Consider the following 24,438-nt stretch of genomic DNA (forward strand, 5'->3'; position numbering starts at 1 on the left):
CGCGCCATTCATCGACCGGCGGAGTCAATCCGAGAAGATTCTCCTGTTGGATTCGTGCAATGGAAGCGGCCTACCATCGCGGTGACCACGCTTCAGCGGTGCGAAAGGAACGACAGTGCAGTTCAGGTACCTGGGAAACTCCGGCTTCAAGATCTCCGAGATCACCTACGGCAATTGGTTGACCCACGGCTCCCAGGTGGAGAACGACACGGCCGCCGCGTGCGTCCGCGCGGCCCTCGACTCGGGGATCTCGACCTTCGACACGGCGGACGTCTACGCGAACACGATGGCCGAGACGGTCCTCGGCGAGGCCCTCGCGGGCGAGCGCCGTGCCTCGCTGGAGATCTTCACCAAGGTGTTCGGACCGACCGGGCCGAAGGGCCACAACGACGTCGGCCTCTCGCGCAAGCACATCCTCGAGTCGATCGACGGCTCCCTCTCCCGCCTGCAGACGGACTACGTGGACCTGTATCAGGCCCACCGGTACGACCACGAGACGCCGCTCGAGGAGACGATGCAGGCGTTCGCCGACGTCGTCCGCGCGGGCAAGGCGCTCTACATCGGCGTCAGCGAGTGGACGGCCGACCAGCTCCGGGCGGGACACGCGCTCGCGAAGGAGCTCAACATCCAGCTGATCTCGAACCAGCCGGAGTACTCGGCGCTGTGGCGCGTGATCGAGGCCGAGGTCGTGCCGACCTCGAAGGAGCTCGGCATCTCGCAGGTGGTCTGGTCGCCGGTCGCGCAGGGCGTTCTGAGCGGCAAGTACCGCCCGGGCGCCCCGCTGCCCGAGGGCAGCCGCGCCACGGACGAGAAGGGCGGGGCGGGAGCCGTCCAGCGCTGGCTGACGGACGACGTGCTCACCCGCGTGCAGGAGCTGACCCCGATCGCGCAGGAGCTCGACCTCACCCCCGCGCAGCTCGCGGTCGCCTGGGTGCTGCAGAACGACAACGTGGCGACCGCGATCATCGGCGCCTCCCGCCCGGAGCAGGTCGTGGAGAACGTGAAGGCCTCCGGCGTCACCATCCCCTCCGGGCTGCTCGCCCGCATCGACGAGGTGCTCGGCGACGTCGTCGAGCGCGACCCATCGCACACGCACGAGCGGTCGCCCAAGACCCGGGAGGCCTGAGCCGCGGGTCGGCCGCGGCGCACGCGCTAGCGGAACGCGACGCTGAGGTTCAGGCTCGTGTCGCGCAGGAGCATCGTGTCGCCGCGGCGCAGCTGGGGGTTCAGGTAGAACAGCTGGTCCTGCGTGATCCCGAAGCGGTCGGCGACCGCCTGCGAATTATCGTTGCCCCAGACGGTGTAACCGGCGGGTTGTCCGTCGTACAGGGTCACGGTTCCGCGGGCGTACGGCCGGGGTCCGGAGTCCTTCACGGTGAGGCCGGGGTAGAAGTCGGGGATGGTCCAGGCGATCGGCGCCGCCGCTTCGACCGTGCCGTCGATCACCAGCTCGACGCTGTTGAAGTACGACAGGTTGCCACGGTCCGTCCGTCCGCTCGAGTCGAACGGCAGAACCTGGTCGCCGCTGGTCGCCACGAGGACCCCGACGGGGTCGTCGCGTGCCGGCACGGTCGGCGCTCCGGCCGTCGCGCCGAAGCGGTCGACGCTGAGTGCGACGGTCGCTCCCTGCGCGGTCGTGCTGAACCCGGTGATCGCGACCTGGAACCGCAGGTCGGGTGCGACGCTGACCGTCACATCGCCCGTTGCGTGCCCGTCGACATCGCCGAGCCTGCCCGTACCCATGACGGTCCCCGGCGGGGGAAGGTACTGGAACTCGTCCGCGAGGGTCGTGTCGGCGGTCGGGACCGGCGTCGGCGTGGGACTCGTCACCGCGGCGGGATGTGCGGTGCGCGCCGGCGCATCCTGGGCGGGCGCCGAAGTGCATCCCACCATCAGAGCGCCGAGGAGAGCGAGCGCCGCCCCGGCTGCCGGCATCCTCCGACGCATCCCCCGCATCACAGCTACACGCTGCCGGGTGCGCCGCGCGAATGCAATGGCCGACCCGCTCGTCCGGTGACTGGTTGAGAGCATTCGCAGACGCCGACCCGACGGGAAAGACACGGCGCGAAGCGCTGCGTGGCTACGCTGTCCACGCCTGCCAGGCCCACACCGCCGAGTACACGTCCCCTCGGGGCGCCATCACGAGAAGGACAGGTCGACCATGACCGACGAGACTCCGTCGTTTCCGCCCGACGCCACGCCGCGCGCCGATCAGCCGACGCCGTCCCCGCCCTTCCCGGGCGCCCTCCCGGCGATCCCTGCGCCCGAACGGCTGCCCTTCAGCAAGCCGGCGATCTGGGGCTTCGTCATCGCCTGCGTCAGCCTGTTCGTCTTCGGCTTCATCGGAGCCCTCGGTGCCGCCATCTCCGCACGCGGCTTCCGTGCCGCCCGGCAGGGGATCGCCCGTGGCCGCGGGCTCGCGATCGCCGGCATGATCATCGGGACGGTCGGCTTCCTGTACTACGCGGTCGTCTTCATTCTGACGCGCTTCCACTAGGCCCGGAGTCCCTCCCGATGTCCGTCCTTGCCGGCCCGGGGCCGTCCGAAGGGGGACAAATGACCCCCGTTTTGGTGTCCGCACGTTGGAGGACATGCGGGTAGTTTTGGGCTACCGGTGAACCCGAATCACCGGCCGCGAACGCATGAGGCCGCCAACCCGACATCCCGGTGGCCCACGCGAGCGCCTTCACAACGCGTCCCCGAAACCGCGCGTGGCCCGACACCACGCCGGCCCCTTCGAGACGCCGTAACGGAAAGTACCCGAACTTCCATGTTGCGCAATATCAGCTCCACCGTTCCCAGCCGCCTTCTCACCCGTCTGACCACGCTCACCAGCGGGCAGTGGATCGCCATCACCTCGCGCGCGGTCCCGAACCGCGCGGACAGCGTGACGGTGGACTCGTCGCTCGATGAGACGATCTCGGCGATCTTCACCGCGCTGCCCGTCAGCGACGCCACCGACACTCCGCTTGTCGGCTGGCTCGGCGACCCGGCCAACGACGCCGGCCTCGACGCCTTCTTCACCGTCCAGGGGCTCGCCCGCGACATCGAGCGCCGCCCGCTCGAGATGGGTCGCCTGCAGGACCTGCCGGACGACCCGTGGCAGAACGTCGCCGCCGTCGTCACGGTCCCCGCAGCGACGGACGTCGTCTTCTTCGTCTGCATCGGCCACGGCGAGCAGGTCCCGGTGACGCTGTTCGACACCCGTCGACACCTGGCCGCCTGACCCCGCTGCGACGGAGCGCTTGACTTCAAGCGCTTGAGGTCTGTTCTGATGGGGACATGACCACGTTGACCATCCAGGACGTCTCCCGTCAGAGCGGGCTGAGCGAGCCGACGCTGCGCTACTACGAGGACGTCGGCCTGCTCGGCCCCATCGCGCGCGACGAGCGGAGCGGGCACCGGCGCTACGCCGAGGGCGACCTCGACGCCGCGCAGGTGCTCGCCTGCCTGCGCGCCATGGGCGTCGGGATCGAGGACATGCGCACGTACCAGGCGAACCGGCGGCGCGGCCGCGAGGCGGCACGCGAGCAGCGCGACATCCTGCTGCGCCACGCCGAACGCGTCGAGGAGCAGATCGCCACGCTGCGTGTGCATCTCGACTACCTGCGGGTGAAGGCCGCCCTGTGGGATGCGCGGGACCAGGCCGACGCCGTGGCCGAAGCTCAGGCGCACGCCGAGCTCGAATCCGTCCTTCCCCGACTCGAGGAGACCTTCCGATGACCTCAGACGCCCCCACCATCCTCGTCACCGGCGGCACCGGTTACCTCGGCACGCGGCTGCTGGCCGACCTGCTCGCGTCCGGCGCCGCGGTGCGCACGACGGTCCGCTCGCTCGATCGGGCGGACGAGGTCCGCGCCGCCGTCCGCCGGGCGGGCGTCGACGACACGGGACTGTCGTTCGCCGCCGCCCCCCTCACCCACGACGACGGCTGGGCCGACGCGCTCGCGGGCATCGAGGAGGTGCACCACACCGCGTCGCCGATGATCCAGACCGCCGTGCCCGACGAGGTCGTCGTCCCCGCCCGCGACGGAGCACTCCGCGTGCTGCGCGCCGCCCGCGACGCCGGTGCGCGCCGTGTCGTGCTGACGTCGTCGTTCGCCGCCGTCGGCTACTCCCCGAAGCCCGTCCGCGACTACGACGAGTCCGACTGGACCGACCCCGCCACGCCGGGTCTTCCCGCATACCCGCTCTCGAAGGCGGTCGCCGAGCGCGCCGCGTGGGACTTCGTCGAGCGCGAGGGCGGCGGTCTCGAACTGGTCGCCCTCAATCCGACGTGGATCGCCGGCCCGACCCTGACCGCCTCCGCGCGCTCGTCGCTCGCCGTCTTCACCGGGATGCTCGACGGCACGATGACGGCCGTGCCTCGACAGCGCTTCGGCCTGGCGGACGTGCGCGACGTCTCGGCGGCCCACCTCGCCGCCATGTCCACCCCGGGCGCCGCGGGCAACCGCTATCTGGTGCTCGCCGACGGCCCGACGATGACGTTCCTCGACGTCGCGACCGTGCTGCGCGAGCGCCTCGGCGACCTCGCCGCCGCTGTGCCCACCGAGGAGCTGCCCGGCGACGAGCCCGCACCCCTCGTCATCCACAACGAGCGCGCGAAGCGGGAGCTCGACCTCCGTCCGCGGGCCGCCGTCGACACGATCGTCGAGACCGCCGAGAGCCTGCGCGACCTCGGACTGCTGGCCGACCGGTCCTGAGGTCGATAGCACTCTCTTCCGGGAGCCGACGGCGCACTGTCTACTGGCCCGGAGCGAGCGTGAAGTAGCGGGTATCGGTCGGGTAGACGTCCGTGCTCCACGCCGTGGCGATGTACTTCTTGCCGTTGTACTGCGTCCAGTCGTTCACGTTGAAGTACAGGTGTGCTCCGATCGTGAAGTATCCACGGTCGAAGCCCACGCGCGTGGAGGTCCCGAGGAAGGTCCAGACACCGGTCTGATAGCGCTGCTGGCTGAACGTCCTCCCGTCGATCGTCACAGTCGTGAACCGTTCCGGCGCCAGGTTCCACGCCCAGGCCGGGTCGCCGAGAACGCCGTTGTCGCGGTAGCTCTGGTAGGCGGCCGCCCCCGCGGCGGTCAGCGCGTAGTCGCTGTCGTTGAAGGAGACGACGGCGCCCGCTGTGTACTTCGTGGAGCTGTTCCAGAACGGCTGGGTGTTGGTGCCGGGGAATCTGTCGCCGCCCACGACCGCGATGTCGACGTTCCCGTCGGTGGTGGCGGCGGCCGGCGCCGCGAGGGCTCCCCCGAAGACGGCCGCGCTCAGGGCGGCGATCGCGGCGGCGGCGATGTACTTCATACGCACGTTCGTTCCTTACTGTGTGATCGGTTCGGGCGAATGTGGTCACCCGTAAGGAGAGACGATGCGAACGCCCAGGTATGACGGCATCCGAACGATGCCTCGGAGCGCCGGTGCCCGCGCTAGCATCGCGTCATGCGGATCGTCGTCTCGGGCACACACGCGAGCGGAAAGAGCACGCTGATCTCCGACTTCGCGCTCCGCCACCCCGACTTCACCGTGCTGCCCGACCCTTTCGACCTCATCGACGAGGCCTGGGATCAACCGAGCGAGACCGCGTTCGCACGGCAGCTGCGTGTCGCGGCGCAGCGGCTCGCCCCTGACGAGGTCGCGGGGAACGTCATCGCGGAGCGCGGACCACTCGACTTCCTCGCCTACATGCTGGCTCTCCACGAGGTGACGGGCGCACCCGGCTCCTCTGAACTCATCGAGCGCTCCGCGATCGTCACCGCGGACGCGCTCGCCCACGTCGACCTGCTCGTCGTGCTGCCGCTCGACTCCGCCGATGCGATCGACGTCGGCGCCGATGAAGACCCGGAGTTGAGGAGCGCGATGAACGACGTGCTGATGGAGCTGGTCGATGACCCCGATCTCGTCGGTTCACGGCTGAAGGTGGCGGAGGTCGTCGGGAGCCCGAGCGACCGCCTCCGCCAGCTCGAAGCGCTCGTCAGCGAGTCCTGATCCCGGCCGAGGCCCGCGCCGAATCCGTGACCTCCGGGGGACCTTCGACTCTGATTCCGTCGCGACCGTCCGCTAGCGTTCCCCCGTCGAGAGGAGACGGCGCGTGGAACCGCTTCCGCGGACCCCTGCTGCAGCGGTGGTCCTCGACATGGACGGGGTGGTGACGGACACCCGGACCTTCCATCTGCGCGCCTGGACCCAGCTGTTCGACGAGGAGCTCGGTGCCATCTCGGCGGAGGCACCTCCCTTCACGACCGGCGATTACGAGCGCTCGGTCGACGGCAGGAGCCGCGAGAGCGGGATCCGCGCCTTCCTCGCCAGCCGCCGGATTCCGGAGTCGGCGATCACCCCGGACCTCGTCTCCCGGCTGGCGGAGCGCAAGCAGCACATCTTCGAACAGCTCATCGCGGCGCACGGCACGACGACGCTCCCCGGCGCATCGAGGGTGATCCGCGCGCTCCACTCCGCCGGTGTCCGGCTTGCCCTCGCGACCGCCAGCAGGAATGTCGCTCTCGTCCTCGAGAGCACGGGGATCCTGCCGCTGTTCGACACCGTCGTCGACGGCGCCGTCGCCGCAGATCTCTCCCTGCCGTCGAAGCCGGACCCCGCCCTCTTCGTGGAGGCCTGCCGACGACTCGGAGTCGCCCCGGCCCACGCGATGCTCGTGGAGGACTCGGAGGCGGGCATCGAGGCGGCGGCGGCCGCCGGATTCGGACTCGTGATGGGGATCGCCCCGGACCCTCGCCGCGCCGCGGCGCTGCGCCGCGCCGATGCCGACGTCGTCGTTCCCGGCCTGGACGCGCTCGAGATCGGACCATCGGGCGAGATCTTCGTGACGGGCGCACCCGATCCGTGGGTGCTCGGGTTCGACGGCTTCGACCCGGAGGCGGAGCCGACGCGCGAGAGCATCTGCGCTCTCGCGAACGGGTACTGGGGAACCCGCGCCGCCGCCGAGGACGGCGCCTCCTGGGCGGGCCGCTCGCCCGGAACCTACTTCGCAGGGGTCTACGACGCCGTCGTCGACGGTCCGTCGACCGGCGACGAGATCGTGAACGCACCCGACTGGCTGCCCCTCGCGCTCCGGCCGGCGGACGGCGGATGGCTCACCCTCGACGGCGAGGACCTCATCGCCTTCCGGCAGGAGCTCGATCTGCGCCAGGCGGTGCTGCGTCGCACGCTCACGTATCGCGACCGCTCGGGGCGCGAGACCAGGGTCCGCTTCCGCCGGATCGTCTCGCAGGCCGACCCGAGGATGAGCGCCCTCCAGGCCACGGTCGTCGCCGTCGACTGGTCAGGTCCTCTGACGATCCGCACCGGGATCGACGCGGGGACGCTCAACACGATCACGGACACCGCGACCCCCGGGAGCGGACCCGGCCCGCGCAGGCATGTCGCCATCAGGGAGAGCAGGGAGCTGTCGCCCGACGCGATCCTCGTCGAGGTGGAGACCCTCGTCTCCCACGTCCACATCTCCGTCGCCGAGCGCACCCGTGTCCACCGCGGTGACGCGACGCTGGCGCCCGAGCGGGAGTTCGCGACGAAGGACGCCGCCGCCTCCCACGAGTTCACCATCGACCTCGAACAGGGCCGGCCGGTCGTCATCGAGAAGGTCGTCGCGGTCGCCACGTCGCGCGACCGGGCGATCCTCTCCCCCTCGCACTCCGCCACGACCCGCCTGGCACGGGCACCGCGATTCGCGGACCTCCTCGCCGACCACGCCCAGCGGTGGGAGGCCCTCTGGCCGTACTTCTCGACCTCCGTGGAACCGGCAGCCGACCTCAGCCTCGCCGTGAACGTGAACACCTTCCACCTGCTGCAGACGCTGGCCGGAGTGACCACGGAGCTCGATGTCGGCGTTCCCGCGCGGGGGCTGCACGGCGAGGGGTACGGCGGGCGTGTGTTCTGGGACGAGCTCTTCGTCTACCCGGTGCTCACGCTGCGCCGGCCCGACATCAGCCGCACCCTGCTCGGCTACCGCCACCGCCGCCTCCCCGAAGCCGAGCATGCCGCCGCCGAGACCGGCCGTGACGGCGCGATGTTCCCGTGGCAGAGCGCCACGACCGGGGCGGATGTGACCCCGGACCGCCTGTTCAACCCGCTGACGGGTCGTTGGATGGCCGACCACTCGCACCTGCAACGGCACGTCGGCCTCGGGATCGCCTACAGCGCATGGGAGTTCTACGAGACGACGGGCGACACCGAGTACCTCGCCGAAGAGGGAGCCGAGCTGATCGTCGGCGTCGCCCGCTTCTTCGCGTCGCTCGCCGACTGGGATCAGAGCACGGGCCGCTACTCCATCCGCGGGGTGATGGGACCGGACGAGTTCCACGACGGCCCTCCCGGCGCCCCCGGCCACGGGGTGACGGACAACGTCTACACGAACGTGATGACCGCGTGGGTCCTGCTGCGGGCCGCCGACACCGCACGTCTGCTCTCCTCGCGGCCCGATCGCGGCCCGTACCAGGCACTCGGGATCACGTCCGACGAACTCGACCGCTGGGCGCACATCGCGAAGAACCTGCGGATCGTCTTCAACGCCGACGGCACGCTCTCCCAGTTCGACGGGTACGACGCGCTCGAGCCGATCGACCTCGACCGCTACCGCTCCCGCTATCCGACCGAGGGCCGGCTCGACCTGGTGCTGGACGCCGAAGGGGACTCGACGAACCGCTACCAGGTCTCCAAGCAGCCGGACTCGCTCATGCTGCTGTACCTGCTCTCGGCCGAGGAGCTCCGCGAACTGCTCGGGCACATGGGGTACCCGCTCAGCGCCGACGCGATCGTCCGCACCGTCGAACGGTACTCCCGCTCGTCCACCTACGGATCGACCCTCTCGAACGTCGTCCACTCCTGGCTCGAGGCCCGGCGCGACCGCGAGCGGTCCTGGGCGTTCCTCGAGCGCGCCCTGCAGAGCGACATCGCGGACATCCAGGGCGGCACCACCCGGTACGGGATCCACCTCGCGGCGATGGCGGGGTCAGTCGACCTGCTCACCCGCTGCTACACCGGGATCGAGACCCGCGCGGACATGCTGTGGTTCCATCCCCTGCTGCCCGCCGAGATCGACCGCCTGGAGTTCACGATCAGCTACCGCGCGCACCGGCTGTCCGTCTCGATCACGCACGAGTCCCTCGGCATCGTCTCGGCCGACGGCTACGCGGACCCCATCCACATCGTCGTCGAGGGCGAGCCCGCCCTGCTGCACACCGGCGAGACCCGCACATTCGAGCTCTGAGGGACTTTCGGCCCGGGTCGACGCGCCCGTCTGCGATTAGGGTCGGGCCATTCGGTCAGGAGTGGAGGCGCGGCGATGAAGGCGAAGACGGGAGACTTCCTGGTGATCGCGTCGAACCACCTCGACGAGCCGCCGAGGGTCGGCTACATCGAGGAGGTCCACGGCGAGGACGGCGCGCCGCCGTACGTCGTGAAGTGGGAGGACGACGGCCGGACGACGATCGTCTTCCCGGGCTCGGACGCGCACATCGAACAGCGGGGTTAGCCCGGCGGAAGCCGTCGCCCCGACCACCCGGCAGATCCAGCATTCACGGGGCTGCCGGGCGGATCTATCGTGTGCACGAACAGAACCAACCGAGTCTTTTCGATTTGTTGGCGGCGCCCGGACTCTGCGCTGTTGCTCTCCCCGTCTCTGTACGTGCGTCGTCAGGAGATGGGGAATCATGTCCGACGGCATGCGCACGATCGACCACGACGGGCGAACGCTCCTCCTCGACGCGATCGACGCCCGCTGGTACGTCTTCGAGGTCGTCGAGGACGGCTACGACCTGATCGGCGCGATCGCCGACCACGGCGACACCTTCCTCGTCGAGTGCTTCTGGAGGCCGCTCCCGGATGCCACGACGAAGGCCGTGACCATCGACGACGGCGTCCGCTGGCTCGTGGAGCACGCGGACGAACCCGCGAGCGCCCTCGCCTTCGCCCATGTGGAGCAGGACCTTGGACCCTGATCCGCGGCGTCACCTGGTGCTTTCCTTTGTCCGTGTAAGCAGGAAAGGACGATCATGACGACGAACACGCCGCTGACGATGACGAACACTCCGGCCGCAGACGACCCGGCCGCCGTCGAGCTTCCACCCACCCAGCCCATCGACATCACCCCGTTCCTGAGCCACACCAGCTGATCGGCACGACGGGGATCGAGCGTCACCGGTGAGCGCCCCGGACCGCAAGCGAGACGGACGGACGAAGACGCCGCGGTGACCGGCTCGTGGCACGCAACGGGGGTTCCGTGCCACGAGCCTTTTCTCGTGAGAACTCGCTCGTGAGCGCTCGCCGCGCGTCCGCTCAGTTCTGCATGCTGAGCCGCTGCCCCTTCACCAGGGGATAGTCGACCACCTCGCTGGAGTCCAGATCCTCCTTGTGCATGTCGACACCGGTGATCTGGCTGTTCTCGTAGGTCGTGTAGTAGTAGACCCCGGTGTCGGTGTTGCAGCAGGACGAGTAGATCGTGATCTCGAATTTGTCGTCGCCGCCGACGTGCACGCACCCGCGCTGCTGCGCCACCGATCCGAGGATGTGGAAGAACTGGCTGATGGACTCCGACTCCGAATCCCCGGCGACGGAGTTCATCCGGGTGAACACGGCCTTGGCGAAGCGAGACGCCGAAGACAGGTCTCCCGGGAGACCGATGGCGCCCATTCCCCGGCTGTAGGTGTCGAACGCGATGTCCTTCGAGAAGTGGTTCTCCGGCGGGTAGGTCGACAGGTGCATGTAGTCGTTGAGCCGGAACGTCTGGATGTCGAACGTCGGGTTGTTGGTGAGAACGCCGAAGGGGTTGTCGTACACCCGCAGGCCCTCCTTCACGCTCTCGACCGTGACCGACCGGTTCTTGTCGGCGATGATCCAGTGCAAGGGAGACAGCGGGAATTCTTCGCTGAAGGAGATGTCGACGAGGGTGACGTCGTTCAGGGCGGCCACCACCTGATCGACCGTCTCGAACCGTCCGAGCACCCACGGGATGAACTCGAACGGGGTGACGTTCGTCGTGCCGGCGGCCTCGGGCTTGTAGTCCGCGTTCTCCGGGAAGTTGAGGCCGGCCATTCCGAGACCTCGCTCGTTGACCGCGTCGTAGTACAACGGATAGCCGTCCGAGATCGTCGCGATGCCGACGATGGCGTGGTGACGGGGCAACGCTTCGGTCTTCCGGAACTCGAACGGGAAGTTCCGGGGTGTGACCGCAACCGTCTCGTGGTACGAGAACTCGAGGTCCAGATTCCTTCCGAAGTAGTGATCCTTGGTCGTGTAGCTGACTCCTGTGCACATGATGTGTTTCCCCCATCGGTGAGTCGGGTTGTCTCGTGCTCTCCCCCGGGACGGTCTAGCAGCGCGAGCGCGCCGGCACCAGGGGTCGACCCGCACGGCTCACGCCGACCGGTGCGGGTCCTGTTCGGCGGTTGCGCGGATCGCTGCCATCGCGGCCGACGGAGCGGGCTGACCGAGGTAGGCGGTGAGCAGCACCATCAGCTCGGCCAGTCCCTGGTCCGTGACGCCGGCGCTGCGCGCGCCGTCCAGGTAGGTGGTGAGCCGCTGATCGGTGACGTGCTGACCGACGAGTGCGGCGATGACGGCGATGGTGCGGTCGCGGTCCGTGAGGTCGGTCCCGTTCCATCCGGGCCCTCCCGCCGCCACGAACGCCTCGTTCGCGTACTGCTCGCCGGCGCGGTCGGAGAGCACCCTCTCGGCCTCCTCCGGAGTGACGCCGAGATTCCTCGCATAGACCGCCCGGCCGGCCGCCACGCGCTGGTCGAGGGGGTCGTTCAGATGCATGATCCGGGATCCTCCGTCGAGCCGATGATGGCGTAGAGGACCTCTTTGAGCGGCCCGAGCAGTGCGGGGTCGACGGCGTCGACGGCGCCATGCTCTGCGGCGGTGGCGTCGGCGGCGATCTCAGCGCGGAGCCGGTCTCCGGCCGGGGTGAGGAAGGGGATGCGAGCGCGTCGATCGCGCGAGTCCACGGCTCGGCCGATGAGGCCGGCCTTCTCGAGGCGGTCGAGCTCGGCGACCAGGGTCGTCTTGTCGACTCCGAGGGCCTGACCGAGCTCGATCTGGGTGAGGCCCTGCGTCTTGTCGAGGGCGCTGAGCACGATGTGGTCCCGCAGCGTGGCGCCGTGGCGTGCCGCTGCGGCTCCGACCGCCGCGTGCATCCGCTGCGCCGCCCGATGGAGGAGCCAGGTGAGCTCCGAGTCGGGACCGGGCCCGAGCGTGACGCCCCCGAGGGAACTCGTCGTGTGCCCGCCGCTCGACCCCGTCGCCTGGTTCGTGCTCATGGCCACATTCTCACGCATCGGCAGGGGCGAATCGCGCCGGCAGCGGAGGGATGGATTCGTAGGCGGCCAGATCGTGGGAGGGCACGATCCGCATCACACTGCTGAGCGCACTGCTCCGACGCAGACCGCTGCGCACCGCGTCCGCGTCGACATCGGCCATGCGGCGCAGCAGCCATGGCCGCTCCAGCCCGCGGGTGACGCCGTCGAGCTGCCAGGTGAGATCGCCGATGAAGCCGTAGCGCTGCCCGTCGGGCAGGGTGACGAACACCACAACGGAACCGGAGGTGTGCCCGCCGGCCAGGGCGACCACGACCGACCCGTCTCCGTGGATGTCCAGACTCCGGGAGAAACCCAGGTACTCGGGCCCGTCCAGCGCATACTCGTGGATGGGGAGCCCGGCCGAGACCGCGCGGTAGACCGCGCCGTGCGCATCGGTGGCGGCATATTGCGCTTCCTCCCGGTTGATCCAGACCGGCACGCGCAGGGAGTCGAGGCCGCTGACATGATCCCAGTGGACATGCGTCAGCAGCACCCCGAGGAGCCGCGAACGGTCGTACCCGGAGTCGTCCAGCTGCTGTGCGACGGTCCGCCCCAGAGTGAAGGGCGCGCGCTCCATCCTGTTGAGCATCCGGACGTGGTCGGCCACCCGGGCGCCGAAGCCCGCGTCGATCAGCAGGTCGCCGCGCGGGTGCCGGACGAGGACCGAGGTCGCCGCGAAGTGCCGCTTGTCCCGCCACGCACCGCCCGTGACGGCGAGCGCGGCGCGGGTCACATAGGTGCCGGTGGGCAGTCGGTAGGTCGCCACACCGGCGGGAGGGGCCGCGGCCGGGAGAGGGTCGACCCAGGGAGTCGGTTCGATTGTGGGCATGCGGAAATAGTATCAACTCGGATCATCCGAGTCCATACTATTTTCATCCGGCGATACGGGAGGCGTGCAGCACGACCACGCGCTCGGGAAGCGACAGGGGCAGCTGAAGGCCGGCGGTTGCGAGAACCCGGCCGGTCAGGACGGTCCCCGTGCCGTCTCCGTACCACCGCGGATCGGTGCGTCCGGGGTCGGCGGCCCCGACCGTCACGGGCCTGACGCGGTAGGGAGCGTCCCCGTCGAGGCCCGGCAGTGTGAAGCGGCCGTGCGGGGATTCGTTCGGCCGGCCCAGGAAGGCGAGGAAGAACAGCGCCTCCGAGCCGTCCGGTGCGACGGATCCGTACACCTGGAAGGCGGGGTCGACCTGGTCGGCCCGGACCAGGTCGCCCCCGTGGAGGAGCTCGCGATGGCGGATGTGGAAGTCCACCCACTCGGTCAGGTCGTCCAGGTCGGCGTCCGTCGCCCGTGCGAGGTCCCACTCGATCCCGAAGTGCCCGAAGACGGCGGTGCCGGCCCGGAACGAGAGCGCGAGGTCGCGGCCGGTCGTGTGATTGACCGGCGAGCCCACGTGCGACCCGAGGAGCTCGGGCGGCAGCAGCTGCATGGTCCAGCGGTTCATCTGCTGGCGTTCGAGCGGGTCGACGCAGTCGCTGACCCAGACGCGGTCGGTGCGTTCCAGCACTCCGAGGTCGACGCGTGCCCCGCCTGAGGAGCAGGATTCGATCTCCAGCCCGGGGAACCGGGCCTTCAGCGCGTCCATCAGCCGGTACGCGGCGAGGGTCTGCTCGTGCACGCCGGCCCTGCCGGTCGGAGGGGTCCCCGCGTCGATGAGGTCGCGGTTGTGGTCCCACTTGATGTAGGCGATGTCGTACTCGGCGAGGATCGCCGACATGCGTTCGAGGATGTGCTCGTACGCCGCCGCGATGCCGAGATCGAGCACCTGCTGATGGCGCGAGCGGAGCGGCAGGCGGCCGCCGGTCTGCATGATCCAATCGGGATGCGCGCGAGCCAGCTCGCTGTCCTCGCTGACCATCTCGGGCTCGAACCAGAGGCCGAACTCCATCCCGAGCCCGCGGACGTGGTCGATCAGCGGTCCGAGCCCGTCCGGCCAGACGTCTCGGTCGACCGTCCAGTCGCCGAGGCCGCGTGTGTCGTCGCGGCGGCCCGCGAACCAGCCGTCGTCGAGCACGAAGCGTTCGACGCCGACGGCGGCCGCCCGGTCGGCGAGCCCGATCAGCCGGTCCAGGTCGTGGTCGAAGTAGACGGCCTCCCACACGTTGAGGGTCACCGGTCGCGGACGCCGAGGGTGCGTGGGCCGCGCGCGGAGGTAGCGGTGGAACCGGTGCGCCTGGTCGTCCAGCCCGTCGCCGTAGGACGCGTAGACCCAGGGCCCGAGATAGCTCTGCCCCTCATCGAGCAGGATCTCGCCCGCCAGGAGCAGCTCTCCTCCTCCGACGACCTGCGCCCCCGTGGACAACCGCTCGGCGTAGTGGCGATGATTGCCGCTGAACCCGACGTGCACGCCCCACACCTCGCCCTGCCGGAACCCGAACCCGGGAACCCCGACGCTCAGCACGGTCGCGGCGTCCGGCCCGGTACGTCCCTTCCGGCCCTCGCGGAGGTGGCTCCCGACGACCAGCTCCCGCCGCTGCGGGATGCGCTCCTTGCTCCAGCGACCGGCGAAGTCGAGGATCTCCCTGGCGCGCGTCGGAAGCGGGAGCGCGACGTTCAGCTCCGACACCTCGTAGACGCCGCTCCCGACGTTCGTGACCGCGGCGCGGGTGCGCACGAGCCCGCCGGCCAGCAGTTCGACCTCCAGGGCGAGGTCGACCCCTCCGATCTCGTCGCGAGCGCGGAACGTCACAGCGGCCGGCCCCGTCTCGACCAGGCGGCCGTCCTGCCGGAGGCTGCCCTCCGCCTCGACATCGATCGACGCGACCGTGAACAGCAGCGACCAGTCCGCACCGGCGCGGTGGCCGACGACACCGGGCCGCCCCTCCCAGCCGGCGTGGTGCTCGGGCAGGAGGGCGACCCGGACGGCCTGGTCGACCACGTTGCCGGCCGCGGGTTCTTCGGCGGCGACGGTCAGCGCGTCGACGCTGTCAGCGGTCTGCGCTCCCAGCGACGCACCCCAGTGCACGACCGCGGGAAGGCGGCCCGTCGTGGCGTCGAGCACCACGCTCACCCCTCCCGCCGTGAGGTGGAGGAACACATCGGCGGGCAGGGCTGTGGTCGTCACATGTACTCCATCGTCGGGATGCGGGTGCCCGCTCAGCGGGCGGCGAAGCGCAGGGCGATCGAACGCGTCTCGGGGCGCAGCAGCGCATCCGGCCACACGTCCGGTCCGCAGGCCCGGGAGCCGAGGCCGTTCTGGGCTGCGTCGAGGTAGAGGTAGCCGGCGCGCGGGTCCGGCAGCTCGTGCTGATGCGCCGCGGCGCCGACCTCCTCGGCGGTGTGCCGTGCGAGCGTGAAGCCCGGTCGGCGTCCGCGCGCATCCGGGTCGGCGGTCACCCTGAGCCAGGGCCGGCCGCCGGCCAGGAGGTCGAGACGACGCATGTCGCTGCGGTGGCCGCTCTCCTGAGGCCACGCATACGGGACGGTCAATCGGTCGATGCCCTCCCGGTACCGGCCGACGAGCACGCCGCGCCGCGAGTCGGGGTACGACTCCCCCGGGCCCGTGCCGAACCAGTCCACCTCATCCACGTCGGCGGGCAGGTCGAACCGGACTCCGGCCCGGGGCCAGACGGCCGACCAGCGGGAGCTCGGGATCAGCTGGAGCGTCAGCAGCACCTGATCGCCGTCGCTCTCCCACGACTCCTCGAGGATGACCGACTCGCGGCTGTCCGCGGCAGCCCAGCGTGTCCGGCGGGAGAGCGTGCTCGCGGTCCTCTCGAGCCCGAGGACACGAGGGGTGAGCCGGTCGAGCCCGGCGTCCCGCCAGATCGACGCATAGGACGGCCCGGGGAGGCCGAGGCCGCGCCCCTCCATCGGGTCGCTGACGTCGTAGCTGCCCATGTGCGACCCGGCGTCGTTGTCCGTGGGGGCTCGCCAGAGCTGCAGCCGGGGGCCGGCGACCGGCCGCCCGCCGAGTGCGACCAGCCGCCCGTCCGCGAACTCGGCCGGGCCGAGAGTGCAGCGACCGGCCGGGTCCTGCGTCTGCCCGCGCCCGGCGCGCCGGGAGGCGCCCGGCCTCTCGGAACGGCTCGACGGAACCGCGGCCTGCGCGGCGGCGATCACGTGCCCTTCTGGCGCCCACGGCGTCTCGTGCGCGAGCGCCGCCGTGATCGTGAACCACAGTTCGCCCGCGGCATGCAGGTGGCGGCCGTCGATCGCGATCTCCGCGACGCCGGTCTCACCGGCGCGCACGCCGCCCGGCTGGTCCGCCTCCACGTCCACGACGCCGGCCGCCACGACCTCGCCGTCGAGCTCCAGCCGCCACGGGAAGATCAGATCGCCGGTGCTGGACGAGTGACGCCGGTTGCCGACCCGGACGGTGACGGTCTCCCCGTCCACCTGGATGGCGAAGCGGATCGGCGCGGTGACGGCGGCGAACTCCACCAGTCCCGGTGTCGGAGTGCCGTCGGACAGGACCATGCCGTCCATGCAGAAGTGCCCGTCGTGCACTCCGCCGCCGAAGTCGCCCCCGTACCCGAAGAACTCCACCCCATCGGGCGTGCGGGTGCGGATGCCGTGATCGCGCCACTCCCAGACGAAGCCGCCATGAAGCCGCGGGTAGCGGTCGACGAGGCCCTCGTAGAGGTCGATGCCGCCCGGACCGTTCCCCATCGCGTGCACGTACTCGCACAGCAGGAAGGGCTTGGTCCGCTGACGGGCCGATTGCGCCCCGGATGCGTTCAGCAGCAGCGCCGTCGAATCGCTGCCGATGCTCGTGACCTCGGCGATGGAGGCGTACATGCGCGAGTAGACGTCGGTATAGTCCCCGGCGTGGTCGCCTTCGTAGTGGACCGGCCGCCCGGGGTCGCGCGAGTGGACCCACTCGGCCATCGCTGCCAGGTTCGCGCCCGTCCCCGACTCGTTGCCGAGGGACCACATCACGATGCTCGGGTGGTTCTTGTCGCGCTCCACCGTCCGTTCCATCCGGTCGAGGTAGGTCGCCCGCCAGCCGGGATCCTCGCTGGGGTTGCCCATCCATTCGTCGGTGCCGCCCTCGAACTGGCTGCCGCCGTGATGGAAGGCGTGGGTCTCGATGTCGCACTCGAGCATCACCCAGAACCCGAGCTCGTCGGCGAGGTCGAGGACCCGCGGATGGGGCGGATAGTGCGAGGTGCGGATGGCGTTCACGTTGTGCCGCTTCATCAGCTCGAGGTCGCGCCGGACGAACTCCTCGCCGAATCCCCGACCGAGGTCGGGGTGGGTCTCGTGCCGGTTCATGCCGTGGAACACGACCCGCCGGCCGTTGACGAGGAAGCGGTCCCCCACGATCTCGACCGTGCGGAAGCCCAGACGGAGCCGGATGGTCTCGGCGCCGTCCCCGCCGACCACCGTGGCGTCGTAGAGCCGCGGGCTCTCGGCGGTCCAGGGCTCCACCCCGTCGATGCGGATCGGGGCGACCGCGGACGCGTCCGCCCACTCGGCGGCGACACCCAGCTCGGGGATGCTGAGACGGACCGGGAAGGCGTCGGCCTCCGCCACCAGCTCGGTGGAGAGCGTCCCCGCCCCCGTCCTGTGGTCGTACTCGGCGCGGATCCAGACGTCCTCGACTCCGGCCACGGGGCGTGCCTGCAGCGTGACCTCGCGGAAGATGCCCGGCAGCCACCACTGGTCCTGATCCTCGATGTACGTCGACGCGGACCACTGATGCACCCGGACGGCGATGGTGTTGCTGCCCTCGCGCAGCGACTCGGTCACGTCGAACTCCTGCGCCAGGCGCGATCCGGTGCCGACACCGATCTCGTCACCGTTCAGCCACACGCGGTAGCGGGACTCGACCCCCTCGAAACGCAGGACGACGGCCGCGTACGACCGCCGGTCCATCCACCCAGCGGGCAGCAGGAACGTCCGGCGATGATCGCCGGTCGGGTTCTCGTCGGGAGAGAACGGCGGATCCTGGGGGAAGGGCAGCTGCACGTTCGTGTACTGCGGAGCGCCGTAGCGCCCGTTCCCGTGGAGCACCCAGTGACTGGGAACGGGGAGCTCGTCCCAGCCGGAGTCGTCGAACGCCGGGTCGGCGAACGCCTCCTCCGTCTCGCCGGCCGGCAGCACATCCGGGGCTCCGAGCGCGCCGGGCACACCCGACAGCAGGCGGAAGCGCCAGTCGCCGCTGAGCGACAGCGTCGGGGCGTCGGTGTGCAGCCGGGAGCGCGGCGCACGGCGCCGGCCGCGGCCGGGGCCGATGTCGTCGACATAGTGGACGGTCGTCGTCACGGGGTCTCCTTCACCGCGGCCCGGGGCGCGCGGAATCTCAGAGTCAGGATCTCGAACGGATGCAGGGCGAGCTCGACACGACGCGCCGACACCGCGCTGATGGCCTCGGAATCGATGGCGCGCTCCAGCAGGTCGGCGGCGACGACCGACTCCCAGTCGATCGAGGTGGTCAGCGAGACGGAGGACCGGTCGCCGTGCGCCTCGTACAGTCGGACCACCAGGTCTCCGCCGCCGTCCTCCGCCAGCTTGACGGCTTCGACGACGACGGCCGGGTCGGAGACGGCGACCAGCGGCTCGACAGTGCCGCCTCGGGCCGGGCGCAGGGGCAGACTCTGCCGGTAGCCGTCTTCGATGGCTTCGGGGATGCCGCCAGGGCGCAGGCTCACCGTGAACGTGTGCCTGCCCTGGTCGGCGCCGGGGTCGGGGTAGAGGGGCGCGCGGAGCAACGACAGCCGCGCGACCGCCATCGGCCGGCCCGACGGACCCTCCAGGGTGCGGACGTCATGCCCGTAGACGACGTCGTTCGCGATCGCCACGCCCCAACCCGGCTCCCCGACATGGATCCAGCGATGCGCGACGGTCTCGAAGCGGGCCGCATCCCAGGACGTGTTCCGGTGGATGGGGCGGTGCAGGTGGCCGAACTGGATCTCGGACGCCGCGCGCTCGGCGCGGACATCGAGCGGGAACGCGACCTTGAGCAGCTTCTGGGTCTCGTGCCAGTCGACGTCGAACGCCAGATCGACCCGGCCGTCGACGAGACGGACCTGCAGCGCGAGAGCGGACTCCCCGAACTCGTGCCGGACGACGACCGCGTCCCCGTCGATGCGCACGTCGACCGGGTCGAGCAGCTCGCGGCCCGAGCGCTGGTCCTCCTCGTTGATGTCCCACGCATCCCACTCCCGCGGGGTGTCGCGCAGCAGCTGGAGCACCGCCCCGGACATCCCGCGCGGCAGCACCTCACGGCCCGCGACTCGGTCGCGGATCGACGTGAGGACACCCCGCGAGTCGATCTCGACGCGCAGCCCGGCGTCCTCCAGCACGAAGCCGTCGCCGTGCGCCCGAGGGACGGCGACGGACGGCGGCGTCGGCACGCCGATCCCCATCGCGGGCACCCCGCGGACGGGGAGCGGGCCCGCGTTCGCCGCCGACGGGACGGCGGGGCCGCCGGTCCCGTCCCCGGCGAGCGCGGCGAGCGCCTCCTCGATCAGCTCGCCCAGCCGGGCCGCGACGCGCTCGTAGGCTGCTTCCGCATCCTGGTGGACCCAGGCGATGGAGCTGCCCGGCAGGATGTCGTGGAACTGCTGCAGCAGGACCGTGCGCCAGGCGTCTCGGAGCGCTTCGGCGGGGTATGACGCCCCGCGCAGGATGGTCGCCGTGGCGGCCCAGAGTTCGGCCTGCCGCAGAAGCGCCTCGCTGTGACGGTTGCCGCGCTTCGTCTTCTGCTGAGACACGAGCGTGCCGCGATGGAGCTCGAGGTACATCTCGCCGACCCACACGGGCGGGTCGGGGACCTCCGCCTCCGCGGCGGCGAAGAACGCATGCGGGTCGGAGAGCTCCACCCGGGGCGAGCCCTCCAGGTCCCGCTTGCGCGCCGCCTGCGCGAGCATCTCGCGCGTCGGCCCGCCTCCGCCGTCGCCCCAGCCGAAGAGGCCGAGCACTTCGCGCGCCCGGCCCTTCTCGCTGAACGTCCGCTCCGTCCGCGCGAGGTCGGGAGCGCCCAGATCGGAGTTGTAGGTGTCAGCGGGCGGAAGGTGCGTGAACAGACGGGACCCGTCGATCCCCTCCCACTGGAAGGTCGAGTAGGGGATGCGGTTCGTCTCGTTCCACGACGGCTTCTGGGTGACGAAGTAGCGGGCGCCCGCCGCCTTCGCGATCTGCGGGAGGGCGGCGCTGTACCCGAAGGAGTCGGGGAGCCACACCTCGTCGCTCTCCACGCCGAACTCCTCGAGGAAGAACCTTTTGCCCATCACGAACTGGCGCACCAGGGCCTCCCCGCCCGGCATGTTGGTGTCGGACTCCACCCACATGCCGCCGACCGGGTGGATCCGGCCCGCGGCGACTGCGGCCCTCACCCGCTCGAACAGCTGCGGCTGGCTCTGCTGCAGCCAGGCGTACTGCTGCGCGGAGGACGCGGCGAAGACGAAGCCGGGGTCCCGCTCGATGAGGTCGAGGACGTTGGCGAACGTCCTGGCCACCTTCCGGACCGTCTCCCGCGTCGGCCAGAGCCACGCGCAGTCGATGTGCGCGTGGCCGACGGCCCGGACCCGCAGAGCGCTGGACGCCGCGGGTGCGGCCAGCACGTCCGCCAGCGCCTCCCGTCCGACGGCCGCCGTGCCCCGCACGTCGTGCGGGTCCATCGCGTCGACCATCCGCTCGAGCGCGTCGACGATCCTGGCGCGCCGCGCACCGTCCCGCGGCAGCACGTCGACGAGTCCATCGAGAGTGACGACATCCTGCAGCAGCTCCCACACGACGGGGTCGCGACGGGCAACCTCGAGCCGCACCAGCCGGTAGATGGGCGCGTCACCGGCGGTGGCCGCGTCGCCGAGCGGGGTCGGCTCGTACTCGTACGGCACCTGGATCATCGGGTTGGCGGCCGCTTCGAGCAGGAGCCGGAACGGACCAGGCTCGGGAAGCGGCACCCAGGCGTTGAACGGTTCGATCGCTTTGACGATCGAACCGTCGGGGCGGTAGGCCGTCGCCTCCGCCTGGAAGCCGGGCTGTTCGCCGGTGAAGCCCAGATCGACGACGAGCTCGGCCTCCCCCGCCGGCCACTCGGCGGGCACCTCGCCCCGGACCTCGAACCAGACGGTGTCCCACGGTCGGCCCCACGCGGTGCCCACCGCGAACGGATCGAAGGTGCTGCTCGCCGCCTCCGCGAACGGGACCGGCTCGCCGCCGACCTGCCACATCGCGATCTCGACCGGGCGCGTCTCCCGGTACACGGCGGGCTGGAGGCGGAACCGGGTGAACCGCCGGACGCGCTGCATCGCAAGGGTCTCGGCGTCGAGCCGCGAGCGTCCGTTCGGATTGACCTCGTCCGTCACGCTCAGCTCTCCCGCGACGCGATCGGCTCGCGGGTGTAGTAGTCGACGAGACCGTCGGGGGACGGCAGCACCGGGCGGTCGAACTCGCCCGTCAGGTACATGGGCGTGACGACATAGGGCTCGCGCGCCTTCTCGGGACGCGCCCACCGGACCCCGTTGGCGATCACGCGCTGAACCTCCGGCTGGTGGTAGACCGGGAACACCTCGTCGCCCGGGCTGAAGTAGAACACCCGCCCATAGCCTCGGCGGTACGTCACACCGCTGCGGAAGACCTCGCCGCCGGAGAAGCTGCTGATGAACACCAGCTCGTCGGGCTCCGGGATGTCGAAGAACTCTCCGTACATCTCCTGCCCCGGGATGATGATCGGCTGCGGCACGCCCTCGGCGATGGGATGCCGCGGCGCGATGGTCCACACCAGCTCGCGGTCGGCGTCGTTGCGCCACCGCAGGCTGCAGGTCGTGCCCATGAGGCGGCGGAAGATCTTGGAGTGGTGCCCGGAGTGGAGCACGATGATGCCCATCCCCTCCAGGACGTGACGGTGGATGCGGTCGACGACCTCGTCGTCCACCTCCTCGTGTGCGGTGTGGCCCCACCACAGCAGCACGTCGGTCGACGCCAGCGTCTCCTCGGTCATGCCGTGCTCCGGCTCGTCGAGGACGCGCGTCGAGACCGTGACGCCGTCACCCAGCAGAGCCCTGATCCCGTCGGCGATGGTGGTGTGCATGCCGTCCGGGTAGATCCCGCGCACGACGGGGTTCACCTGCTCGTGACGGTTCTCGCCCCAGACGACGACGCGGATCGGTTCGGTGGTGGTCAACGGGCGCCTCCTGACGCGATCGTGGCTGGGGCGGATCCCCAGGCCGGTGTTGCGATGCCGTCGGCAGCGCTGGTCCATGACGCGAGCCGCGCGGCGACGTCCTCGTTCCGCTCGTCGGCGAGCGCGGTCGCGAGCGATTCCTCGAGGAGGTCGGCGATCACCACACGCTCGCCGCCGCGCTCGCTGCTGCGGATCGCGCCCTCGACCATCGCCAGGCTGAGCACGTTCGCCCGCACCTCGTTCTGCGGGGTCGTGCTGGAGCGAAGCGCCGTCACGAACTCTTCGAACGACCCATCGATGCCCTCTGGGCCGTTCGGCACCTCGACGTCGCTCGCGCCGGCCTCGACGCGCACGACATCGTCGCCGTCCCACGATGCGGCGCCGCGCTCGCCGAAGACCCGCCAATCGGCATTCCAGGAGGTCTGCAGCCCCGGAGTGCAGCGGCTTCCGGCATAGACGAACCGAGCACCGGACGCGAGTTCGAACTCGGCGGACGCCGCGGCGTCCCCGGCGAACCAGCTCCACGGCGGGTTCCACGAACTGCAGCGCACGGCTATCGGCTCGTCCGGCGTCAGCGCGCGCAGCTGGTCGAAATGGTGGATGGACATGTCCACGAGCAGCGGATGCGCCATCTGCTCGCGGAAACCCGGCTCGTGGTCGGCGTGGAAGAACTGCGCGTTCACGGTCGACAGCGGCCCCAGGCCGGCCACGGCGCGGCGGAACGCCGCGAGATGGTTGAAGTACCGCCGGGACTGGCTCACCATCAGCAGCTCGCCGGTGATGTCGGCGAGGGCGACCTGGCGAAGCGCCTCGGCGACCGTCGGAGCCAACGGCTTCTCGCACAGCACGGGGAGTCCGGCGCGCAGCGCCTGCTCGTTCACGGTCCTGTGCGCCTGCGGCACGGTCACGTTGATCACGGCCGCGGCGCCCGCGCGTTCGGCGACCTCCACGACGGAGGCGCCGACCGCGACGCCGTCGAGCCCTGCGGCCGCTACGGTCGACGCGGCCAGATCGACATCGAGGTCCACGACGCCGGCGATCCGCGCCAACGGGGAGCGGGCGAGCATCCGGATCCACTCGCCGCCCATGGCGCCGGCTCCGACGACGACGACCGGCAGCCGATCGCCCACGAGAGCACCGTCTGCGGAGGGAATCATGGGGGTGCTCATCCTTTCACCGCGCCGCCGAGGCTGGAGCGGAGCAGGTGCTTGCGCACGAAGACGTAGAGGATCGCGGGGGGAGCCACGTACACGATGGCGCTGGCGGCCAGCAGCCCCCAGTCGACCTGGTTGTGCTCGCTGAACGCCCGGAACAGGCCGATCGACAGCGGGTACAGCTCCTGACTCTGCAGCATCACGAGCGGGGTGAGGAAGTCGCCCCAGACGTTCATGAAGGTCAGCATGGCGGCGGCGCCGAGGCCGGGGCCGATGAGGGGGAGGACGACTCGCCAGATGGCGCGGAACCGGGTGTTCCCGTCGACCCAGGCCGCCTCTTCGAGCTCGAGCGGCACGGCGCCGATCGTCCCCTTCAGCAGCCAGAGGGTGATCGGCAGCTGCAGCACGGCCTCCACCAGGATCAGCCCGACGAGGGTGTCGGTGAGCTTGAGGTTCACCATGATCAGGTACAGCGGCACGATCGTGGCCGGCGCCGGGATGACCCGGATCAGCAGGATGCCGTACATGAACGTGCGACGCCCCGGGAAGCTGTAGCGCGCCAGCGCATACCCTCCCGCGACGCCGAGGACGAGGTTCAGGGCGGTCGCGCCGATCCCGATGATCAGGCTGTTGACGAGGAGCAGCGGGGTGCCCGAGTTGGTGAAGAACCGGACGAAGTTCTCGAAGGTCCACGCCGGCAGCTGGACGTTGGGCCCCGCGTGCCCGTCGACGGAGCTCAGCACCACCCAGGCGAACGGCACGAGGCAGAACAGGGCGAGGATGGTGAGCAGCACATAGCCGATGACCCGCTGCACGCGGTCGACCGGCGTCAGGGGCCGTTTCCGCATGTGGCGCTCGGGTTCGACCGCCTGCGGCTGGGCGGGACGAGTGGTCAGGGACGTCATG

At 70.5% G+C, this 24,438-nt stretch carries 21 protein-coding genes; 9 read left to right on the forward strand and 12 right to left on the reverse strand.

The window, feature by feature from the left end; all coding sequences use genetic code 11:
- Positions 1-115 precede the first annotated feature (115 nt).
- Positions 116-1,126 (forward strand): aldo/keto reductase, encoded by a 1,011-nt coding sequence (locus BJ963_RS13160; protein ID WP_179457125.1) that lies wholly within the window; start codon positions 116-118, stop codon positions 1,124-1,126.
- A gap of 26 nt (positions 1,127-1,152) precedes the next feature.
- Here BJ963_RS13160 and BJ963_RS13165 read toward each other — a convergent pair whose 3' ends face one another.
- Complete coding sequence (locus BJ963_RS13165) at positions 1,153-1,935, reverse strand: hypothetical protein (RefSeq protein WP_179457126.1); 783 nt, start codon at positions 1,933-1,935, stop codon at positions 1,153-1,155.
- 226 nt (positions 1,936-2,161) lie between these two features.
- Here BJ963_RS13165 and BJ963_RS13170 point away from each other — a divergent pair, with 226 nt between their 5' ends.
- The 4 genes from BJ963_RS13170 to BJ963_RS13185 all read left to right on the forward strand — a co-directional run bounded on the left by BJ963_RS13170 (position 2,162) and on the right by BJ963_RS13185 (position 4,703).
- Positions 2,162-2,497, forward strand: a complete 336-nt coding sequence (locus tag BJ963_RS13170; RefSeq protein ID WP_179457127.1) for a DUF4190 domain-containing protein — start codon at positions 2,162-2,164, stop codon at positions 2,495-2,497.
- Between the two features lie 273 nt (positions 2,498-2,770).
- Entirely contained in the window at positions 2,771-3,226 is a 456-nt protein-coding gene (locus tag BJ963_RS13175) for a hypothetical protein (protein WP_179457128.1), read from the forward strand.
- A 56-nt stretch (positions 3,227-3,282) separates the two neighbouring features.
- Positions 3,283-3,723, forward strand: a complete 441-nt coding sequence (locus BJ963_RS13180) for a MerR family transcriptional regulator (protein ID WP_089907186.1) — start codon at positions 3,283-3,285, stop codon at positions 3,721-3,723.
- The gene (locus tag BJ963_RS13185) at positions 3,720-4,703 is read left to right on the forward strand and encodes an NAD-dependent epimerase/dehydratase family protein (RefSeq protein WP_179457129.1); all 984 of its coding nucleotides are present in this window, start codon (positions 3,720-3,722) and stop codon (positions 4,701-4,703) included. Before BJ963_RS13180 ends, BJ963_RS13185 begins: the two co-directional genes overlap by 4 nt.
- A gap of 40 nt (positions 4,704-4,743) precedes the next feature.
- Here the strand turns inward: BJ963_RS13185 and BJ963_RS13190 are convergent, their stop codons facing one another.
- Complete coding sequence (locus BJ963_RS13190) at positions 4,744-5,298, reverse strand: hypothetical protein (RefSeq protein WP_179457130.1); 555 nt, start codon at positions 5,296-5,298, stop codon at positions 4,744-4,746.
- 135 nt (positions 5,299-5,433) lie between these two features.
- Between BJ963_RS13190 and BJ963_RS13195 the strand changes: the two genes are divergently transcribed.
- The 4 genes from BJ963_RS13195 to BJ963_RS13210 all read left to right on the forward strand — a co-directional run bounded on the left by BJ963_RS13195 (position 5,434) and on the right by BJ963_RS13210 (position 9,944).
- A complete protein-coding gene (locus BJ963_RS13195; RefSeq protein ID WP_179457131.1) occupies positions 5,434-5,979 on the forward strand; it encodes an AAA family ATPase in 546 nt (181 codons plus the stop codon).
- A 103-nt stretch (positions 5,980-6,082) separates the two neighbouring features.
- Positions 6,083-9,214, forward strand: a complete 3,132-nt coding sequence (locus BJ963_RS13200) for an HAD-IA family hydrolase (RefSeq protein WP_179457132.1) — start codon at positions 6,083-6,085, stop codon at positions 9,212-9,214.
- Between the two features lie 75 nt (positions 9,215-9,289).
- Positions 9,290-9,478, forward strand: coding sequence for a DUF1918 domain-containing protein (locus BJ963_RS13205; protein ID WP_179457133.1), 189 nt, complete (start codon positions 9,290-9,292; stop codon positions 9,476-9,478).
- A 178-nt stretch (positions 9,479-9,656) separates the two neighbouring features.
- On the forward strand, positions 9,657-9,944 hold the full coding sequence (locus tag BJ963_RS13210) for a hypothetical protein (protein ID WP_179457134.1): 288 nt from the start codon (positions 9,657-9,659) through the stop codon (positions 9,942-9,944).
- Between the two features lie 337 nt (positions 9,945-10,281).
- On the opposite strand, the gene bsh is transcribed toward BJ963_RS13210, so the two are convergent.
- From bsh to BJ963_RS13260, 10 genes are all read right to left on the reverse strand, one after another.
- A complete protein-coding gene (bsh, locus tag BJ963_RS13215; protein ID WP_179457135.1) occupies positions 10,282-11,259 on the reverse strand; it encodes a choloylglycine hydrolase in 978 nt (325 codons plus the stop codon).
- A gap of 99 nt (positions 11,260-11,358) precedes the next feature.
- The gene (locus BJ963_RS13220; RefSeq protein ID WP_179457136.1) at positions 11,359-11,763 is read right to left on the reverse strand and encodes a carboxymuconolactone decarboxylase family protein; all 405 of its coding nucleotides are present in this window, start codon (positions 11,761-11,763) and stop codon (positions 11,359-11,361) included.
- Complete coding sequence (locus BJ963_RS13225) at positions 11,754-12,263, reverse strand: MarR family winged helix-turn-helix transcriptional regulator (RefSeq protein WP_218857081.1); 510 nt, start codon at positions 12,261-12,263, stop codon at positions 11,754-11,756. Before BJ963_RS13225 ends, BJ963_RS13220 begins: the two co-directional genes overlap by 10 nt.
- Positions 12,264-12,273: 10 nt before the next feature.
- Positions 12,274-13,131 carry an MBL fold metallo-hydrolase gene (locus BJ963_RS13230; protein WP_179457137.1) on the reverse strand — a complete coding sequence of 286 codons (858 nt, stop codon included), beginning with the start codon at positions 13,129-13,131 and terminating at the stop codon, positions 12,274-12,276.
- A gap of 43 nt (positions 13,132-13,174) precedes the next feature.
- Positions 13,175-15,367: an alpha-galactosidase gene (locus tag BJ963_RS13235; protein ID WP_179457138.1), complete on the reverse strand. Its 2,193-nt coding sequence runs from the start codon at positions 15,365-15,367 to the stop codon at positions 13,175-13,177.
- Positions 15,368-15,399: 32 nt separating this feature from the next.
- Entirely contained in the window at positions 15,400-18,513 is a 3,114-nt protein-coding gene (locus BJ963_RS13240; RefSeq protein ID WP_179457139.1) for a glycoside hydrolase family 2 TIM barrel-domain containing protein, read from the reverse strand.
- The gene (locus BJ963_RS13245; protein WP_179458145.1) at positions 18,510-21,503 is read right to left on the reverse strand and encodes an alpha-mannosidase; all 2,994 of its coding nucleotides are present in this window, start codon (positions 21,501-21,503) and stop codon (positions 18,510-18,512) included. The genes BJ963_RS13240 and BJ963_RS13245 overlap by 4 nt, the downstream gene beginning before the upstream one ends.
- A 59-nt stretch (positions 21,504-21,562) precedes the next feature.
- Positions 21,563-22,378 carry a ThuA domain-containing protein gene (locus tag BJ963_RS13250; RefSeq protein ID WP_246298061.1) on the reverse strand — a complete coding sequence of 272 codons (816 nt, stop codon included), beginning with the start codon at positions 22,376-22,378 and terminating at the stop codon, positions 21,563-21,565.
- Positions 22,375-23,535, reverse strand: coding sequence for a Gfo/Idh/MocA family protein (locus BJ963_RS13255; protein ID WP_246298062.1), 1,161 nt, complete (start codon positions 23,533-23,535; stop codon positions 22,375-22,377). The genes BJ963_RS13250 and BJ963_RS13255 overlap by 4 nt, the downstream gene beginning before the upstream one ends.
- Before the next feature lie 8 nt (positions 23,536-23,543).
- Positions 23,544-24,437: a carbohydrate ABC transporter permease gene (locus BJ963_RS13260; RefSeq protein WP_218857082.1), complete on the reverse strand. Its 894-nt coding sequence runs from the start codon at positions 24,435-24,437 to the stop codon at positions 23,544-23,546.
- Position 24,438: the final 1 nt, after the last annotated feature.

This window comes from Leifsonia soli (genome assembly GCF_013408745.1).
GTDB classification, from domain to species: Bacteria; Actinomycetota; Actinomycetes; order Actinomycetales; family Microbacteriaceae; genus Leifsonia; species Leifsonia soli.